The sequence below is a fragment of the Arthrobacter sp. ERGS1:01 genome, assembly GCF_001281315.1.
Taxonomy (GTDB): Bacteria; Actinomycetota; Actinomycetes; order Actinomycetales; family Micrococcaceae; genus Specibacter.
In genome coordinates this window covers 397,445-414,730 of the sequence record NZ_CP012479.1, presented here as the reverse complement: position 1 = coordinate 414,730, position 17,286 = coordinate 397,445, and the positions used below count along the sequence as shown (strand labels likewise).

The 17,286-nt window shown below is 67.2% G+C and carries 16 protein-coding genes; 6 read left to right on the top strand and 10 right to left on the bottom strand.

Going from position 1 to position 17,286, the window contains the following annotated elements; all coding sequences use genetic code 11:
* Nucleotides 1–14: 14 nt before the first annotated feature.
* The gene (locus AL755_RS05890; RefSeq protein WP_054010210.1) at nt 15–1,271 is read right to left on the bottom strand and encodes an Ig-like domain-containing protein; all 1,257 of its coding nucleotides are present in this window, start codon (nt 1,269–1,271) and stop codon (nt 15–17) included.
* 459 nt (nt 1,272–1,730) lie between these two features.
* On the opposite strand from AL755_RS05890, the gene AL755_RS05885 reads away from it, so the two are divergent.
* The 3 genes from AL755_RS05885 (at nt 1,731) to AL755_RS23185 (ending at nt 3,313) form a co-directional block, all read left to right on the top strand.
* On the top strand, nt 1,731–2,039 hold the full coding sequence (locus tag AL755_RS05885; protein ID WP_054010209.1) for a DUF4190 domain-containing protein: 309 nt from the start codon (nt 1,731–1,733) through the stop codon (nt 2,037–2,039).
* 237 nt (nt 2,040–2,276) lie between these two features.
* Nucleotides 2,277–2,687: a hypothetical protein gene (locus AL755_RS05880; protein WP_150117053.1), complete on the top strand. Its 411-nt coding sequence runs from the start codon at nt 2,277–2,279 to the stop codon at nt 2,685–2,687.
* Between the two features lie 137 nt (nt 2,688–2,824).
* On the top strand, nt 2,825–3,313 hold the full coding sequence (locus AL755_RS23185; RefSeq protein ID WP_150117052.1) for a hypothetical protein: 489 nt from the start codon (nt 2,825–2,827) through the stop codon (nt 3,311–3,313).
* A 339-nt stretch (nt 3,314–3,652) separates the two neighbouring features.
* Here the strand turns inward: AL755_RS23185 and AL755_RS05875 are convergent, their stop codons facing one another.
* Nucleotides 3,653–5,227: a glycerol-3-phosphate dehydrogenase/oxidase gene (locus AL755_RS05875; RefSeq protein WP_054010207.1), complete on the bottom strand. Its 1,575-nt coding sequence runs from the start codon at nt 5,225–5,227 to the stop codon at nt 3,653–3,655.
* 4 nt (nt 5,228–5,231) lie between these two features.
* Nucleotides 5,232–5,897, bottom strand: coding sequence for a TetR/AcrR family transcriptional regulator (locus AL755_RS05870; protein ID WP_054010206.1), 666 nt, complete (start codon nt 5,895–5,897; stop codon nt 5,232–5,234).
* A gap of 17 nt (nt 5,898–5,914) precedes the next feature.
* On the opposite strand from AL755_RS05870, the gene AL755_RS05865 reads away from it, so the two are divergent.
* Together AL755_RS05865 and AL755_RS05860 are read left to right on the top strand one after the other, a co-directional pair.
* Complete coding sequence (locus tag AL755_RS05865) at nt 5,915–7,621, top strand: FAD-binding oxidoreductase (RefSeq protein ID WP_054010205.1); 1,707 nt, start codon at nt 5,915–5,917, stop codon at nt 7,619–7,621.
* Nucleotides 7,618–8,451 (top strand): SDR family oxidoreductase, encoded by an 834-nt coding sequence (locus AL755_RS05860; RefSeq protein ID WP_054010204.1) that lies wholly within the window; start codon nt 7,618–7,620, stop codon nt 8,449–8,451. Before AL755_RS05865 ends, AL755_RS05860 begins: the two co-directional genes overlap by 4 nt.
* Here the strand turns inward: AL755_RS05860 and AL755_RS05855 are convergent.
* The 4 genes from AL755_RS05855 to AL755_RS05840 all read right to left on the bottom strand — a co-directional run bounded on the left by AL755_RS05855 (nt 8,435) and on the right by AL755_RS05840 (nt 11,560).
* On the bottom strand, nt 8,435–9,280 hold the full coding sequence (locus AL755_RS05855) for an MBL fold metallo-hydrolase (RefSeq protein WP_054010203.1): 846 nt from the start codon (nt 9,278–9,280) through the stop codon (nt 8,435–8,437). The genes AL755_RS05860 and AL755_RS05855 overlap by 17 nt on opposite strands.
* A 4-nt stretch (nt 9,281–9,284) precedes the next feature.
* The gene (gene ahcY, locus AL755_RS05850; protein ID WP_054010202.1) at nt 9,285–10,778 is read right to left on the bottom strand and encodes an adenosylhomocysteinase; all 1,494 of its coding nucleotides are present in this window, start codon (nt 10,776–10,778) and stop codon (nt 9,285–9,287) included.
* Between the two features lie 92 nt (nt 10,779–10,870).
* Nucleotides 10,871–11,050, bottom strand: coding sequence for a hypothetical protein (locus AL755_RS05845; RefSeq protein WP_054010201.1), 180 nt, complete (start codon nt 11,048–11,050; stop codon nt 10,871–10,873).
* 99 nt (nt 11,051–11,149) lie between these two features.
* Nucleotides 11,150–11,560 carry a DUF3499 domain-containing protein gene (locus AL755_RS05840; RefSeq protein WP_054012891.1) on the bottom strand — a complete coding sequence of 137 codons (411 nt, stop codon included), beginning with the start codon at nt 11,558–11,560 and terminating at the stop codon, nt 11,150–11,152.
* Nucleotides 11,561–11,622: 62 nt separating this feature from the next.
* On the opposite strand from AL755_RS05840, the gene AL755_RS05835 reads away from it, so the two are divergent.
* Complete coding sequence (locus AL755_RS05835) at nt 11,623–12,165, top strand: metallopeptidase family protein (RefSeq protein ID WP_054010200.1); 543 nt, start codon at nt 11,623–11,625, stop codon at nt 12,163–12,165.
* 62 nt (nt 12,166–12,227) lie between these two features.
* On the opposite strand, the gene AL755_RS05830 is transcribed toward AL755_RS05835, so the two are convergent.
* The 3 genes from AL755_RS05830 to AL755_RS23975 form a co-directional block, all read right to left on the bottom strand.
* On the bottom strand, nt 12,228–13,811 hold the full coding sequence (locus tag AL755_RS05830) for a DUF5719 family protein (protein WP_150117051.1): 1,584 nt from the start codon (nt 13,809–13,811) through the stop codon (nt 12,228–12,230).
* A gap of 100 nt (nt 13,812–13,911) precedes the next feature.
* Nucleotides 13,912–16,854: a glycosyltransferase family 2 protein gene (locus tag AL755_RS05825; protein ID WP_237762689.1), complete on the bottom strand. Its 2,943-nt coding sequence runs from the start codon at nt 16,852–16,854 to the stop codon at nt 13,912–13,914.
* Entirely contained in the window at nt 16,797–17,270 is a 474-nt protein-coding gene (locus tag AL755_RS23975) for a glycosyltransferase family 2 protein (protein WP_054010197.1), read from the bottom strand. The genes AL755_RS05825 and AL755_RS23975 overlap by 58 nt, the downstream gene beginning before the upstream one ends.
* Nucleotides 17,271–17,286 lie beyond the last annotated feature (16 nt).

The window sequence follows — 17,286 nt, the reverse complement described above, 5'->3', positions numbered from 1 at the left end:
AACCGCTCGGTTACCTACCGGTGCGCGTACTCGGCGAACGGGATGTTCCAGTCGCCAAATCCGTCGGTGGGGGCAATCGTGTTGGTTGGGTCCGGCGTGCCAACTGTGTGGACGAGGTCGCCGGGCTTCATGTTGTTGAACACCCAGGAGGCGCCCTCTCGGTCCAGGCCGATGCAGCCGTGGGAGAGGTTGACCTTGCCCAGGTACGGGATCGCGACGGGGGCTGCCAGGTGGATGAAGATGCCGCTGTTGGCCAGGCGCGTGGCGTATTCGACGTCGAGCTTGCCGTAGTAGGCAGGATCCCCGGGCTTCAAGCCAATGGTGGAGGCGTCGAAGGTTGCGAAGCGCTGCTTGTCGGCCGTGAGCACCAGGTAACCGGCAGCGGAGGGGAAGCGCTCGTCACCCATGGAGGCAAGGAACGTCTTGGTGAGTTTGTCGTTCACGTAAATGTGGACGATGTGGGCGGTCGCGTCGGCCTCCATGACCACCTTGTCACCAATGTTGATGGTGTTGGTCTTGTTGAAATTGCCGATCTGGCCGTTGCCATAGTCGACGCCAAACAGGTTGATGTCTACCTTGAGCTTGGTGTTGGCCGGCCAGTGCTCTGCGGCGCGGTAACGGACCATGGTGTCCGAGTACCAGTGGAAGGCACCCTTCTGGCCGGTGGCGGAGCTGATCTTGATGGCCTTTTCGACGGCGGTCTTGTTGGTCACCGGCTCACTGAAGTGGAATTCCAGAGGCTGGGCCACACCCACGGTGGAGTCGTTGGCCGGGTACATCCACATGTCGGCTTCGTTGGCTTCCGACACCGTGGTGAAGGTGCTGACCTGGTTGCTTTGCTTGCCGTTGTCATCGACAGCGGTGACGTCCAGCGTATAGTCCGTGTTGAATTTCAGCGGCTTGGAAGCGATCCATTTGCTGCCGCTGACGAAGAGTTCACCGTCAGTGCTCTCGCCCGTTGCGGTTTCCTTGAGCACTGCGTTGAAGATGGTGCCGTTCTTGACTTCGGCCACCACCTGGTCCGCGGGGTTCACCAAAGTGGCCCCGGTCTTCGGTGCCAGGGTCATCGAAACGGGCAGCGCGGGAGCCTCGGTGGTGGGAGCCGCCGTCGGCGTGGCCAAGGAGGAGCCGACGAGCGCATCCGCGGCCGGCTTCCAGGTGGTGGCAGTCGCCGCACCAACGCCGCCAACGGCAATGACTGCCGCAACGACGGAAATGACGGCAATCTTCCAGCCCCGGCGAGGCTTCTTGGTTGAATCCAACTCAGGCATCCATACTCCCAATTCGGTGGACTTATTCCACGGTGGAGGCCGGTGCGCAGCACGCGGCTAAGCCTCAATTTTACGGTACTGCCCCGTGATTCCGGGCCAAGTGACGCCGTGGGCCGGTTGCGATTGGGTAACCACTGCGGCATTGGGTGTCCCCAAACATTTCATTCACCGAGCTCTCACGCCATCTTGTGCGATCAGCAAATTCACCGGATTCATACGGTCACCACCAAGGCTGCACCAAGGATGCGAAGGTGTCGGCGGGCAACGTCCCAAAAAAACGTGTTGTTAGGAGAACCCAGGACATTGCGCATTCAAACCGGGCTGGAAACACGGTGATAAAAACGGTCGATATTACAGAACCTCGAAGTTCACCTCGAAAGATGATTCGCGGTCTATGGACCTGAATAATATAAATGAAGTAGGCTCACGGCACATCCTTGACGGAAATGAGCAGAAGAAATGACAAACGTCCCCCAACGACCTGAAAATGGCTGGCCGTCCGAGTACGTGAACGCTCCACTACAACTCCCCCGCCTGCAGAACCGCGCGCCATTCAGCAAGGCCGCCATTGCAGGATTTATCGTCGGAATAGTCGGGCTGATTGTCTTCGCCATGGCCGGTCCGCTCGCTACTGCCCTCTCCGGGATAGGTTTCCGGAACGCCAGGGACAAAGGGTTGCGCGGGCGCGGGCTCGCCATTGCAGGCATGATCCTTGGAGTCGTCGATTTTGCCTTCTACATCGTGGCCCGGTTCCTGCTCCATTCCTAGGTCGGGGACGCCCGACCGCTACTTGAGCGGAGCGGCCCCTGGTAATTAGGCACTAAACGTCGGAACTGGAGCTGCTTGGCGTGCACTCCACCCGCGCATGCCAAAGTACTAGGCTCGGGCAAGGTACCTATAACGCTGCCATTGCATTCGGCCATGGTGAGGCCTTTCGACAATCGTGGCTGCCTGGATCGCTCCAGATACGACAAGGTGCCTAAACTTCTCGAGGGAATCCGCCAAATGACCAGCTGGACATCTTATGTTTTCGCCGGGTTGGTGGGGCTTTCGGCAGCGCACTGGGGCAGGTTCCGCCACCCCCTCAAGCGGGGCTCAAGGATGGACCGGGTTTTTGGACTCATCAACGTCTTCACAAATGCCGCATTGGGTCTCTGGGCAGCGGCGGTGCCAGTCATCAACGGATTCGTTGGAGTGCCGGCCTTTGGGTCCACTGCGGCAGTGCTGTTCCTATCTCCATTGTTCCTCTATCGGGTAATGGCGCAAGATCTGAGAACGGCATTCTCCACCCCTGCAGGGCGCCGGAGTGTGCCAAATGACGAGCTGAGGAAAACGCGATGGCCCTACACACTTGTCTATTCGACGGGGTACTTCTTCCTGCTTGCCTACATCCTTACAATCCATCGCTACATGTGACGGCGAATTTCACAACGGACATGAGGCGTGGATGGGAACGCTGCGACAGTTGGCCCGCAATTGACGGAAATATCGGCGATTTTGGGAGATTGGCTGGCCGAAAAATTGCACAACTGCACGACTGCGATGAGGGGACAATGAAGCCGGAATTCGTTCAACTCACCAAGTCTGTGCGGTTGCGATCCGATGGACGCACGACCGTCAAACCACCAGTGTGGAAAGACCTGCCGCTCCGCCGAAGACTAGGACAGCTCAGGGTCATAACAACTTCTTTTTTCGCCTTTGCAGTAGTCATTTCGGCAATCGCGATCGTGCAAAGCACCCACCCCTATTGGCATGGACACGTCACAGTACCGGCAACCGTGACCAGCCGGCACTTTTACTCCACCCGTGGCGCCCATTGCGATCTGAATGTGAGCTTTACCCTTGCCAGCCAGCTGCACACCGCCACCTACGATCCGGCGACAGACAGCACGGAGCTCCCTATTCCAGGATCGGCAGTCGTCGTCAGTGTTAGCCCAGCAGACCCCAGCAGGGTCGTCATCGTTGGCCTCGATGGATACCGGAGGAGTCTTGATGTTCTCTACTTCTTTGTTTTCGCAGTGTTTCCGTCATTCGCGGGCTGAGTGCTTTGGGTCGTCACATCCACGTACCGGAATCTCCGGGCCTTAGTTGAGAACGAACCCTGGAGACAACTAACCACCGAAGTTGAACTTGTCAGTCTGCGCCCCAAAAGGACAACTCGGCTGAGCCTCCAGGCCTTCGATAGGAATGGGACGAGCCAAACGTTTCAAATCTCCTATCCCGAACCCGGTCCTTGGAATGAAGCGCCCCAGCAAGGGGAGACTCTCAGCTTTTGGATCCTCGCCAATGGCTCCCGACAAGCCTTTCTTGCAAACCAAGAACTCAACTCCATTGCCCGCGCGCAGATATCCGTGCCGAAGTTAATTAAACCGCGCGGCGACTCATCCGGCTGCTCCCTCATAAAACGACGGCGCACCCGCGAGCGCCAGGATTTCCCCGGCCCGGGCACGGGCCCTCTCCGCGTCGGCTGGGACGAACGCCAGCCGGGTGCGCCGCTCCAGCAGGTCCTCCACAGTCGACGCTCCCTCGGCGCGCACCGCGAACAACAATTCGGCGCCGGTAATTTCAGTTCCCTCAAAGAGGGGCGCGGCCAGCAACGGATCCAGCCGCCCCAACGCCAGGACCTCGGCGGCGTCGGTGCCGTATTTCCCCACCAACCGGGCCGGCGCATCAACGGCGTCCAGCTCAGACGCGGATGCGGCGCCCACCAGCGGGAGTTTCCTGGTGCGGCACCGGGCCTCGACGCCAAGCCGCGCAGTCACGGCATCAACCGCGTCCTGCGCCATCCGCCGGTAGGTGGTCATCTTCCCGCCCACAACAGTGATGGGAGCACCCGGGACATCCGTGACCAGGTGCCTGCGGGAGATGTCGGCGGTACCGCCGGGGCCGTCGTCGTGCGCGGCCTCCACGAGGGGCCTCAGCCCCGCGAATGATCCCACCACGTCATCACGCGTCAGCGGAACCGCCAGGGTCGCGTTGACAATGTCCAGGAGGAAGTCGACGTCGTGCGCGGGAACCAGCGGGTAGTGTCCGTCGGCGCTGTGGTCCTCCTGATCCGTCAGCCCTATGTACACGACGCCGGAGGGCTGCGGCAGCACAAACACGTACCGGCCAAAGTGTCCCGGCACGGCCACTGTGTGCGCGGCGTGCGGGTTGCCCAGCCGCTCCGCCCGGACCACCAGATGCGTGCCCCTGCTGGGCGTCACCGTCAGCTTCGGCTCAAAGTCGGCCGCCCACACGCCGGTCGCGTTGACCACTACACGCGCCGCCACCGTCACCGGCTCCCCCGTCCGGGTGTCCACAGCGGAGACCATAGCGTCCGTCAATGAAGTGGCCTTCACATCGCGGAGCACATGCGCCCCCAATCCGGCGGCAGTGCGCACCACGCCCAACACCAGCCGGGCGTCGTCCACCACCTGTCCGTCCCAATACAGGATGCCGCGCCGCAGGGCATCAGCGTCCAGGGCGGGCACCAGGGCGGCCACCGCCTGGCTGGAGAGCAGTTGGGGTCTGGGCAGCACCCGCCCGCGCAGCCCGGAAAGCCGGCGCAGCACGTCATAGATCACGACGCCGGCACCCGCGGCCGCGGCCTCCCACTGCGCGGCGCTGCGGGCATCCGGAATGACGAATCCCAGCGGGTGCACCAGGTGCGGGGCGATCCTGTCCATGAGCCAGCGCCGCTCCATAGCCGATTCCCACGCCACCGCGAAGTCCATCTTGGCCAGGTACCGCAGGCCGCCGTGGATGAGCTTGGAGCTGTAGCCGCTGGTCCCCGAGCCGAAGTCATCACCCTCCACCAGGACCACGCTCAAACCCCGACTCACGGCATCCAGCGCCACCCCGGCCCCCGTGATGCCGCCACCCACCACCGCCACGTCCACGGTGTGCCCGGCCACGTGCTCCAGCGAGCGCCGGCGGGTGGCGTCGTTGATCCAGCTGGGATTTGGCACGCTCATGCCATTATCCTTTCGCTCCCGAACCTGTCGAACTCGATTCTGAAAATTCGGCGCCCGGCGGCGTGAGGTAGCGTTCCAGCATTTTCCGCAGTTCCGCCAGGGCACCGTCGAAAGTGTCCATCTTCAGCAGCACCCGCGAGGACAGGGCCACGCCCTGCAGCGCCAGCAGCAGCGTGATGGCGGAGCCGTCCGAGGCCTCGACGCTGCCGTCCGCGACGCCGTCGTCGAGCAGCCCGCGCAACTGCTCAAGGATGATCTGCTGGCTGGCCCCGAACCGGTCCGTCACGTACGGGATCAGGAACTCGGGGTCGCGCTCGGCAATCGAGGCGATCAGCTCCGAGGTGGCAAACACGCGCACACTCTCGACGGCAAAGTGCACCAGGCGTTCGCGCCCCGATCCGGCGGGCATGTCCGAGCGCATGCTGCCGGCATGGCTGCGGAACTCGTGAGTCAGGGTGGCCAGCACGGCGTTCTCCACTGAGCCCATGCGCCGGTAGAAGGTCATGCGGGAGATTCCGGCACGCTCGGCGATGTCGTTGGCCGTGGTGCGCCGGACCCCGTGCAGCACCACGGCGTCCCGCGTGGCGGCGAGCACCTTCTCGTCAGCCTGGGCGATGCTGTCGGCGTGGGCGCTGTTGTCGGAATGGCCGGTGGTACGTTGTGACGTCATATGTCACACTGTATCTCATGGTGACCCACCTCACAGAAGAAGTCCCCCGGTCCGTTTGGTATGGCTGGGGCGACCCCGCCCGCGCGCGGCCACTGAGTCGCGGCGCCCTGGAGTTCCTGCGCCGCACGCTCCGGCTGGACGCCGTAGCGGTAAACCACCCGCCCGTCAGCCTTGCGGATGTACGGCTGGGCCCCGCCACTCTCGACGACGCCGTCCTGGCGGAACTGGCCGCCATTACGGGCCCCGAGAACGTCGCCACGGATCGCACGGAACGCATCCTCCACGCGGGCGGCAAGAGCACCCCCGACCTGTTGCGCCGCCGCAGCGGGGACGCGCTGGACGCCCCCGATGCCGTCGTCTTTCCCGGCAATAGCGGGGAGGTGGGGCAAATCCTGGCCCTGTGCGTGAAACGGCAGCTTGCCGTGGTGGCCTTTGGCGGCGGAACTTCGGTGGTGGGCGGGGTGGAACCGCTGCGCGGCCGCTTTGCCGGCGTCATCACCCTCGACCTGCGCCGCATGAACCGCCTGCTGCACGTTGACCCCGTCTCCCGCACGGCCAGTTTTGAGGCCGGCATCCGCGGCCCGGCCATCGAGGCGGCCCTGGCCCCTTACGGCTTCACGCTGGGCCACTTTCCGCAAAGCCACCAGGAGGCAACCCTGGGCGGCTACGTGGCCACCCGCTCCGCGGGCCAGGCCTCCACCGGCTACGGCCGCTCAGATGACTTGGTCAAGGCCGTGCACCTGGAAACCCCGGCAGGCCCGTTCGACGCCGGCTCGCCCGCCCCCGGTACCGCCGCCGGACCCAAGCTGCTCGACGTCGTCGTCGGCAGCGAGGGCGCCCTGGGCGTCATCACGAGCGCAACGCTCAAGGTGTCCCCCGCCCCGGCGGAGAAGGTCTATGGCGCCTGGTCCTTCCCGTCCTTTGAGGCCGGCGCGCAGGCCCTGCGAAAGCTCCGGCACGACGGCGGCCGGGGCGACATGCCGCACGTGTGCCGGTTGAGCGACACGGATGAAACGGCGTCGACGTTCAAGCTGGGCGGCTGGAAGACCGGCGCCCTGGCCCGCTACCTTGCGCTTCGCGGCCAAAGGAATCCGGCGCTGGCACTCTTTGTTTGGGAGGGCGACGGACGCCAGGCGCGGGCCCGCATGCGGCGCAGCGCGCGGCTCCTCCGCCGGGCCGGCGGCATCCCGCTCGGCCCGCTGCCCGGAAGGTCCTGGGAACACGGCCGGTTCGCCGGCCCGTACCTGCGCGATGAGCTGCTGAGTCGCGGGGTCTTCGTGGAGACGCTGGAAACGGCCGCCACGTGGAGCCGGCTCGAGGAAACGTACACCAGCGTTCGCCGGGCCATCCTCACCGCCCTCGAGTCCAAGGGCGGGGCCGCGTTCGTCCAGACGCACATTTCCCATGTCTATTCCGACGGCGCCTCGCTGTACTTCACGTTCCTGGCCGGGCTCGAGGCGGACGGACTTGCGCAATACACCCGCGTCAAGGCCGCGGCGTCGGCAGCAATCGTTGCGGCCTGCGCCACCATCACGCACCACCACGGCGTCGGTACCGACCATGCGCCGTATATGGGCGCCGAGATCGGCGAGCTTGGCGTCAAGGTCCTGGCCGGGATCAAGCGCACCCTGGACCCCGAAGGAATCATGAACCCGGGCAAACTCATCCCCACAGCACCCATCCCCGATGAAACCATCCCCACAGCACCGGAGGCACTGCAATGAACGGCACCCTGGAATCCCTGGCCGGCACGAGCGTCCTGATCACCGGCGCCGCCATGGGCATGGGCAAGATGTACGCCCAGCTGGCCGTCCGCGACCATGCCGCGCACGTGGTCCTGTGGGACGTGAATGCCGAGCTCCTGGAGCAGGCCGTTGCGGAACTAGACGGCTGCGGCTCGCAGATCCACAGCTACGTGGTGGATGTGAGCCGGCTCGAGGCGATCGAGGAGGCCGCGGAGAAAGTGCGCAATGACGTCGGCACCCCGGACATCCTGGTCAACAACGCCGGGATCGTGCGCGGCAAGTACTTTTGGGAGCACGATCAGCGCACCGACATTGCCGCGACCATGGCCATCAACTCGCTGGCGCTGATGCACATCACCCGCGAGTTCCTGCCCGCCATGATCGCCGGCGGCCGGCCGTCCCGGATCGTCAACGTGGCGTCGGCCGCGGGGCTGCTGGCCAACCCGCGCATGAGCGTGTATTCGTCCTCCAAGTGGGCCGTGATCGGCTGGAGCGATTCGCTGCGGCTGGAATTGAAGCAGGCCGGTCACGGCCACATCAAGGTGACCACGTTCTGCCCGTCCTACATCAAGACGGGCATGTTCGAGGGGGCCCGCGGGCCCCTGCTGACCCCGCTCATGGAACCGGCCGACGTCACGGAGCGCGTGTGGCGGGCCATGAAGGAGGGCACCCCGATCCTCATGATGCCGTGGACCGTAAAGCTGAGCACGGCCCTGCGCGGGGTGCTGCCGATCGCCGCCTGGGACGTGGTGGCCGGGCGCGTGTTTGGCGTCTACAAGTCCATGGAGCACTTCACGGGGCGGAAGTAGCGCCCCGCAAGTAGTCCAGCTGGGCTTCCACCGAGAGCTGCGCCGCGCCCTGGAGATTTGCCGGCACGTCCCCGTACACCTCCGCCGTCACGGACTCGGCAGTTGCCTCCCTGCCGTCCTTTTCCAAAAGTTCGACGGCGGCGCGCACCTGGGCGAGCCGGTCCTGCCTGTGTGCCTGGTAGGCGGCGGCGATGGCGGCCAAATCCGGCAGCACGGGCCCGTGTCCGGGCAGCACCGTGACGGGAGCTCCCTGGGCTCCGATGGCCCGCAGCTTCTCCAGCGATGCCAAATAGTCGCCCAGGCGGCCGTCGGGGTAGCAGATGACCGTGCTGCCCTGGCCCAGCACGGTGTCGCCGGTCAGCACCTGGACGGCACCGGCGTCGTCGTTCGGGGCGCCGTCGTTCGGGGAAGTGTCCTTCAAGGCGGGGTCCGTGAGGACAAAGCACACGGAATCGGCGGTGTGGCCCGGCGTGGCCAGCACCGTGATCTCCACCCCGGCGGCGCGGATCACCTCGCCGTCGCGCAGTGGCTCTCCCCCATGGCAATAATCGGCACTGGCGGCCCGGACGGGGGCGCCCGTCAACTCGTGGAGCCGGGCGCTGCCCTCCGTGTGGTCGGGATGCTCATGCGTCACGAGGATGAGCTCCACCGGCCCTGCCGCGGCCAGCGCCGCCAGATGGTCCTCCAGGAGTGGGCCCGGATCCACCACGACGGTGCCGGAGCCGGGCGCGCCCAGGAGGTAGGTGTTGGTGCCGTCAAGGGTCATGGGGCCGGGGTTGGCTGCCCGCAGGCTGCGGCTGAGCGGGCCCGTGCGTTCAATGTCTGCCATGGATTTAGTACCTGTAATGTTCGGGCTTGTAGGGGCCGGCGGGGTCAAGGTCGAGGTAGGCGGCCTGGGCGGGCGTAAGCTCGGTCAGTTCCACGCCCAGGGCGGCCAGGTGCAGGCGGGCCACCTTCTCGTCGAGGATCTTGGGCAGCACGTACACGTCCTTGCCATATTCGTCGGTGCCGGTCTTCGTGAAGATTTCAATCTGCGCGATGACCTGATTCGTGAACGAGTTGGACATGACGAACGACGGGTGCCCCGTGGCGTTGCCCAGGTTGAGCAGGCGGCCCTCGGAAAGCACGATGATGGAGCGTTCGGAGCCGGCGCCCTTGTCAAAGCCCCATTCGTGGACCTGAGGCTTGATCTCCACCTTCTCCACGCCGGGCACCCTGGCGAGCCCGGCCATGTCGATTTCGTTGTCGAAGTGGCCCACATTGCCCACGATGGCCTTGTTCTTCATGCGCAGCATGTCGGCGGCCAGGATGATGTCCCGGCCGCCCGTGGTGGTGATGAAGATGTCGCCGCGCTCCAGCACGGAGTCGAGCCGGGCCACCTGGAAGCCGTCCATGGCAGCCTGCAGGGCGCAGATGGGGTCGATCTCGGTGACGATCACGCGGGCGCCCTGGCCGCGCAGCGCCTCCGCCGCACCCTTGCCGACGTCGCCGTAACCGCAAATGACGGCGACCTTGCCGCCCAGCAGTACGTCGGTGGCGCGCATCAGCCCATCGGGCAGGGAGTGCCGGATCCCGTATTTGTTGTCGAACTTGGACTTCGTGACGGAGTCGTTGACATTGATGGCCGGGAAGAGCAGCTTGCCTTCGGCAGCCAGCTGGTACAGCCGGTGCACGCCCGTGGTGGTTTCCTCGGTGACGCCGTGGATTTGGGCCGCGATGCGCGTCCACTTCTGCGGATCCGCGGCCAGCGACTCGCGCAGTGCGGCCAGGAAGATCGCGCCCTCCTCCGAGTCGGCGTCGGTGGTGGCCGGGACGGCGCCGGCAGCCTCGAACTCGGCACCCTTGTGGACCAGCATGGTGGCGTCGCCGCCGTCGTCGAGGATCATGTTCGGCCCCAGCGCAGGGTCGGCATCGGCGCCGGGCCAGCTGAGGATTTGCTGCGCCGTCCACCAGTAGTCGGTGAGGGACTCGCCCTTCCAGGCGAAGACGGGCACGCCCTGCGGGTTCTCGGGGGTACCGTCGCCCACCACCACGGCTGCGGCGGCCTCGTCCTGGGTGGAGAAGATGTTGCAGGAGGCCCAGCGGACTTCCGCGCCGAGGGCCGTCAGGGTCTCAATGAGCACCGCCGTCTGGACCGTCATGTGCAGGGACCCGGCAATCCGGGCACCGCGCAGCGGCTGGCTGTCCGCATACTCGCGCCGCAGGCTCATCAACCCCGGCATCTCAAATTCCGCCAAACGGATTTGGTGCCGGCCGGCCGCCGCCAGCCCAATATTCGCAACCTTGTAGTCGGCGGTGCTGAGGGTGGTGCCTGTGGTGGTGCTCATGGGCTTGTCCTTTGCTGTGCGTTATGCGGCGGAAATGACGGCTGGGATGCCGGTGCAGTTCCTCGCCCACACCGGCTCAAGCGGGGTGTGGATCAGGCGGTCAGCTGTTCGGGTCGCAGGAGCAGGGCGATTCCCTCGTCGATACGGTAGTGGAGGGGCTGGCCGTCGGGTCCGGGATCGGTGCTGAGGAGTTCCTCGCCCACCTGGTGCAGCCGGGAGCCGGTGACCGGGCAGCGCAGCACTTCCATGAGCTCTTCACTGAGTTTCGCCATGATTTTTGTTTCTCCTTGCCGGTGTTGCGAAGGGCAGCTGCCCTTGACGCATCAGTCTAGCCTTGGCGCCCGCAATGGCGCAGGCGGTGTTCGCGGAATTTAGTCGCGCAGCACGTGGAGGTGGGCACGGCGGCCGCTGGCCGTGGTGCGGCTCGGGCCCTGGCCGGGTACCGGCTGGGGTCGTTCGAGCGAGGCGCGGGGTTCGCGCTGGGCGGCGGGTGCGACGTCGTCGGCCTCGGGTTTCGCCGCTTCACGCACGGCGTCGGCCAGGGCCAGCAGGTCATCGGGGCCGGGTCCGGGAGGTGTGTCCGAGCGTGCCAGGCGGATGACGTCCCAGCCCAGCGGGGCCGTCAGCCGGGCGGAGTGTTTGGCACACAGGTCGTAGCAGTGCGGTTCGGCGAAAGTGGCCAGCGGTCCCAGGACTGCGGTGGAATCGGCATAGACGTACGTCAAGGTGGCGACTGCCGACTCGCGGCAGGCCGACCGGGTGCATTGACGAAGGGTTCCCACGGTTCCCAAGATTACCCGCAGTTGACCCATTTCCGCTCCACGGCTCACGAGCATAGAGTGAAATGATGCAGTTCAATGCGCAGGAATCAGGGTTCACCGTCTCGTTCAACGACGACGCCGGCCCACGGGCGGACGCCCCGGGCGGCTCTCCCGGCCGCCCCTTTGCGCAGCGGCGGCGCAACCGCCACGGCCGCGGACTGCGCGGACCCCTGTTGCTGCCGGGGCTGCCCGGCGCCCGCTCGCGCAGCGAAAAGTTCGAGGACCTCGTGGTGGATTCCGCCGAACGCCTGCGCGAACTGTGGGTCGGGGTCCTGGAGAACGTTGAATACCTCGTGGAGGAAGTTCCCGACAACCTGGAGGCGCTGGTCGCCTCCGGTGCCCAGGCACCGCTGGGCAAGTACAGCCCCGCGGTCAAGGGCACGTCCGGCACCACCGCAGAGCAGGCCGTCATCGTCATCTACCGCCACCCCGTGGAGGCGCTGTGCGACGCCCCGTGGCAGGTCCGTGAACTGGTCCACGAGGTGCTCATCGAGCAGGTTGCGGGCCTGCTGAACATTGATCCGGACACGGTGGACCCGCTGTTCCGGCGCTTCCGCGGGCACTAAGCCCGCGAGTCAAGGCCCGCGGGCTCCAACAGGCTCCCGCGGACCTTCCTAGTGCACCGTGCTTAGTAGCCCGTGGTGATGTTCAGGGCGCTGGAATCGGCGGCCGCACCGGCGATGGGCAGCACGGCAATGTTCGCCGAGTCCTTGGCGCCGAGCAGCTCGGTGCCGTAGACGGGTTCGCCCGTGGCCGAGATCAGCACGGCTGCGGCGTCCGGGCCAAGCAGCGCGGTGGGATCCACCAGGGTGGTGATTCCTGCCTTGAGCTCCATGGTCTTCGCGGCACCCAGTGCGCCGGCGGCGGAAACGGGCACCAGGGACACCGTGGCGGCACCCGTGGGTGCCGTGAACGCGAAACTTGAGGTGACGCCGTCGGGCAGCAGGGCCAGGTGGCTGTCGCCGAGGCGGCTGGTGCTCGGGGCAAAGGCAAGATCGACGGCGCTGCCGGGTTTCGTGGCGTTGATGAGCCGGACTCCGGCCGTCACGGCGGAGTCGGCGGTGACGCTCAGCGAATACGTGCCCTGGGCCAGGCCCACAAGCGACAATTCGGTGACCTTGCCGGCCTGCGCGGTGAACACGCCGCCGTTGGGCAGCGCCACCTGCCCGGACGGACCGAACGCCTTGACCTCGACGATGGCGTCGCGGGCTCCGGGAACCGTGACGTCCAGCGCTGTGGTGGCGTCCGAGTAGCCGTTTTGGGCGGAGATCTTGGCCGCGGCGTCCGGCGCCTGGACGCGCACGCCGGGAACGACCTGGGCCGTGGCCGGGGACTGCACGGGCGCCAGGTAGTCCACGCCGCCGGGGGTCAGCCCGCGCAGCACCGACTGCTGGATCACGGCGGAGACCGCGCCTCCCGTGCTCTTTACGTGGACGGCCAGCTGGGCCTGGTCCGGTGCCAAGCCGGCAAGCACCACCGATCGTGACGTTCCGGGAGCCACCACGAGGCCCTTGCCGCCGGGAGCGTTGACGGTGCCGTTGGTGCCAAAGAGGTCGAGGGAGACGGTTGCGGGGCTCTTGGTCGAATTTGTCAGGCTCAGCACGGCGGTGCGGCCAACGGTGGTGCTGGCGCCGGCCAGCCACAGGTCGTTGGAAGGAGCCTGGCAGGTGGCCGCCGCCATGCCCTGGAGGTCGCCGTCGTTGGAGGTGACCACCACGGAGCCGGCGGCAAGGGTGCCCTGCCCGTTCAGCGGCTGGGTTTCAAGCACTGACTGCGCCGTGACGCCCTGGCCGGAGACGACGCCGGCCTTGGACTTGGCCACGCCGGTCACGGGGGCCACCGTGGCCTTGGCTGTGGGGTTGGCGGACGCTGCGGCGGCGGAGTTTGCCGGCGCCTTCGCGATGGTCAGGAACGGGGCGGAACCCTGGCCCAGGGCCCGGACCTCGGAGCCGGGGAGCACGCCGTCGGGGTTGCTGAGCACCACGGCGCCCAGCAGGGCCTTCGTGGAGGAGGAGTTGGGAGAGAATTCGGGATCGGCTCCGGCCGCCGAGCCGGAGAGCAGTTGGGTGGGTCCCACGCAGTTGGCCAGGGACGACCCGACGGGCAGCACCTGGGCGGGCATGTCCACCCGGGCGGTGGCGTCGGCGCCGGGCAACACGGTGCCCGCGGCTACGGCAGCAGCGGCAAGCAACGCCGTGGCCGAACCGGCCACGACCAACGGCCAGCGACGTGCGCGCGTGCGCTGCTTCCGGCGGGGGGCCGCCGCTGTTTGCTTCGGAGCGCCGTCCGGGCCACTAGACGAAATTTGGTCCTCAGACACCACTGCCCACCTTTTTCAATGACGCCTCGTCCCGGTAGGCACCGGTCCGTCCGCGCCGCGCCCGCACCGGGACGGCCAGCAGCACTGTCAGTCCCAGGAGGACGATCTGCACCAGGCTCATCACCGTGTTCCACGGCTGCTCATAACGAATTTCCAATTTTCCGGACGCGGCGGGAAGATCAAAGGCCTGGGCCCAGCCCTGCGCCACCGGCTTGACTTCCTTGCCGTCGAACCAGGCGCGCCAACCGGCGTCGAAGCGCTCGGCCAGCACCACGCGGCGGCCGTCGCTGCCCTTGGGCACGGTCGTGTTCACGCCGAGTCCGTCCGATGCCACGGGGGCAATTGCGGCGCCGCCGGCGTCGACCAGGCGGACCCGGTTCACGACGTCGGTGGTGCCCACGGTCGCATAGCCGGGCTTGACCCGCCAGAGCCAGCCGGAATCGGTGGGCCCCACGGTGTCCAGGCCGGGCACGGCCTCGAGTTCATTGGCCAGCAGCTCCGCGGCGGTGTCGCCGTTTTGCAGCACCACGAAGCCCACACCCAATTGCGTCAGTTGCGGTCGCGGGTCGATGCCCGAGGCGGCCATCATGGCGGCCACGGTTTCGCGCAGCATGGCCGTGGCCGGGTCCGGATCCTTGACGGTTTCCTTGCCCGGGGCCCCGGTGATGCGGTCGGCGGCGGCAATGCCGGAGAGCGTGTCCAAGGTGGTGCCGGCGCCCTGCATGAGGGTGGCCTGCACACCGTTGCCGGGCATGACGCGCAGCACGATGGTGCGGCTCTCCTCGGGTCCGGTGCCGCGGTCGGCCGCGGTGGCCGGAATGGAGCCCACGTTCATGGGCTTGACCGCCTGGCTCCCCGTCAGGGCGGAGTCGGATCCGTTGATGCCGTTGGCGGCCCACAGTCCCAGGCTCGCGGCCGGGGCGGCCACCAACAAGAGTGAAACGGCCACGGCGGTCGCCTTGCTGGCGCGGTGCCGGCCGGCGCCGGGTCCGGCGGGATCGTAGGCGCGGCGGTAGACGGCGTCGAAGCCCAGGAGCGCGGCGGCCAGCAGGGCAAAGAATGCCACGGAGACGGCGGGTCCGTTGAAGGGCGTCACGAGGGTGGTGCCGTCGAGGGCCACCGCGATGAGCTTGGATCCGTAGGAGACGGCCAGGGCCAGCAGGGCAACAAGCCACAGGGTGCGCACGGTTCCGGCCCGGCGCAGCGGTGCCAGCAGTGCGAACACGGCCACCACCACCACGGGGGCACCGATCAGTATTACGGCAATCCAGGTCCACAGCGGCTCGGCCGCCGGCGCACCCGCACCCAGCAGCCCGGTGGCCGGGGTCACCGCGGACGGGAAGCCCAGCAGCTGCTGCCACACGGGCGCCTGGGCGGACGCCAACGGCAGTCCGGGGTCACCGAGCAGTGCGCGCGGATTGGCCATGGCCGACCAGGCATACGGGAAGTACAGTGCCAGCGACGGCACCAGGGACCACCAGAGCGTCTTGCCGCGGCGGCCCAGGAACAACGTGGCGCCGAGGACGGCGACCACGGCCAGCGGGAAGAGCGTGGGCGCGGCGGCCGTGACGGCGGCCAGGGCCAGGCCCGCGGCGGCGGCAGCCGTCCAGGACGGGTTGCCGTCGACGCCGGGGCGGCCCATCTTGGTGCCGGCCGCGGCCCGGCGGGCAGCGGCGCGCGCGCCGTCCTTGGCGCTCACGGCCCCGCCCGCGGCGCGGACAAGTCCCAATGCGACCAGCGGGATCAGCACGTGGGCCAGCAGGGAACCGATCCGGCCCTGGCCCATGGCGGTCTGCAAAACGGGCGCACCGGCCCACACCAGGGCGGCCACGATGCGCGGCCACCTGCTGCGGGAAAACGCGCCGGAGGCCAGCCAGGCCGTCAGGGCGGACAGCGGGATGGCGAAGATGAACAGCCACATCACTGCGGCGGAGCCGTTGCCCAGACCCAGTGCGGCCAGCAGCCACAGCACATAGTTGAAGGGCTCGCCGCGTCCGGGCAGGCCGGAGCCGAGGGAGATCCACCAGTCCGTGGCGTGCTGCCACAGGCTGCCGATCTGGGTGGCCACGGGCAGCAGCGATCCGCCCGTCAGTGCGGGAGCGCCCAACAACCGGGACAGCGTAATAAGCGAAAGCAGCGCCAACACCAGGGCCAGGCCGATGGCGCTGACCACGGGGGAGGTCTTGACGTGGGCCAGCGGCGTGACTGCTTGCTGGTGGACGTCGCCGGTGGGTTCAAGGATCGACGGCGCCGGCAGGGACGCCTCGGACCCGTCGTCGTCGGGGCCCACGGCCTCGCGCAGTTCCTTCAGGTGGTTGCGGGATTCCTCCCGCCCCGCCATCAGGTCCTTGTAGGCGGAACGGGGCTGTACGCGGGTGTGGGCCAAGGCGCGGCGGCTGCGGGCCAAAGCGGCGGGACGCAGCAGGCCGGCGCAGGTGGCGGCAAACATGCTCACGGCATGGCCCGGGGCCTTCAACAGGAAGCCGGCAAAGAGCCAGAAGATGCCGGAAAAGAATGCACCGGCGGCCAGCAGCGGCACCTGCCACAGCGGGGCGTGCTTGAGCCGGAGGAAGACCGCCGCCTTGCGTGCGGCGGTGGGCGAACCCAGCGGGTTGTGCCGGTCGGTGACCTGGAACATCCTGGCGGCCGGAACCACCAGGACCCGGTGCCCGGCAAGCCGGACCCGGGCACAAAAGTCGAGGTCGTCGCCGGGACCGGGCACGGCCGGGTCAAAGCCGCCCAGCTTCTCCCAAACATCCCGGCGCACCAGCATGCCGGCGGCGTTGACAGCGAAAATATCCGAATGGCCGTCGTACTGGCCCTGGTCGAGCTCGTCGAGGCTGATCATGGAATAGCGGTCAAACCATGGGCCCGGTTTCAGGCCCACGTCCACGAGCCGGCGCGGATGGTCCCAATCAAGTTGCTTGCAGCCCACCACCGTGGCCGTCGTGGAGCGCTCCACGGCGTCCAGCAGCCGTTCCAGCGCGTCGGGGCCGGGGCGGCGTCGTCGGTGAGGAGCCAAATCCATTCCTGGGTGGCGGCGGCCGGGCCGGCGTCGAGCCCGGCAGCGGGAACAGCACCCGCAGAAACCGCACCTGCCGGAACCGTGGCCGGCAGGGGGTTCCGGGTCCGCACCTGGTGGGCCAGGGCCGCCTTCACGGCGGCACCGTAACCGCCCTTGCGGCCCTCAAAGGAGATGACGTTGCACTCCCCCAGGGCCTTGCGCAGCATTTCGCCGGACGCGTCGGAGGAGGCGACGTCGGCAGCCACCACTGAGGTGGCCGGCCGCGTCTGCTCCGCCAGGGCGGTTAAGACCGTGGGAAGGTAGGCACTGCCGTTGTGGGCAACCACAACGGCAGTGACGTTT

Coding starts and splice junctions, on each gene's coding strand:
- AL755_RS05890 (WP_054010210.1), bottom strand. CDS start 1,271: ATGCCTGAGTTGGATTCAACCAAGAAGCCTCGCCGGGGCTGGAAGATT.
- AL755_RS05885 (WP_054010209.1), top strand. CDS start 1,731: ATGACAAACGTCCCCCAACGACCTGAAAATGGCTGGCCGTCCGAGTAC.
- AL755_RS05880 (WP_150117053.1), top strand. CDS start 2,277: ATGACCAGCTGGACATCTTATGTTTTCGCCGGGTTGGTGGGGCTTTCG.
- AL755_RS23185 (WP_150117052.1), top strand. CDS start 2,825: ATGAAGCCGGAATTCGTTCAACTCACCAAGTCTGTGCGGTTGCGATCC.
- AL755_RS05875 (WP_054010207.1), bottom strand. CDS start 5,227: ATGAGCGTGCCAAATCCCAGCTGGATCAACGACGCCACCCGCCGGCGC.
- AL755_RS05870 (WP_054010206.1), bottom strand. CDS start 5,897: ATGACGTCACAACGTACCACCGGCCATTCCGACAACAGCGCCCACGCC.
- AL755_RS05865 (WP_054010205.1), top strand. CDS start 5,915: ATGGTGACCCACCTCACAGAAGAAGTCCCCCGGTCCGTTTGGTATGGC.
- AL755_RS05860 (WP_054010204.1), top strand. CDS start 7,618: ATGAACGGCACCCTGGAATCCCTGGCCGGCACGAGCGTCCTGATCACC.
- AL755_RS05855 (WP_054010203.1), bottom strand. CDS start 9,280: ATGGCAGACATTGAACGCACGGGCCCGCTCAGCCGCAGCCTGCGGGCA.
- ahcY (WP_054010202.1), bottom strand. CDS start 10,778: ATGAGCACCACCACAGGCACCACCCTCAGCACCGCCGACTACAAGGTT.
- AL755_RS05845 (WP_054010201.1), bottom strand. CDS start 11,050: ATGGCGAAACTCAGTGAAGAGCTCATGGAAGTGCTGCGCTGCCCGGTC.
- AL755_RS05835 (WP_054010200.1), top strand. CDS start 11,623: ATGATGCAGTTCAATGCGCAGGAATCAGGGTTCACCGTCTCGTTCAAC.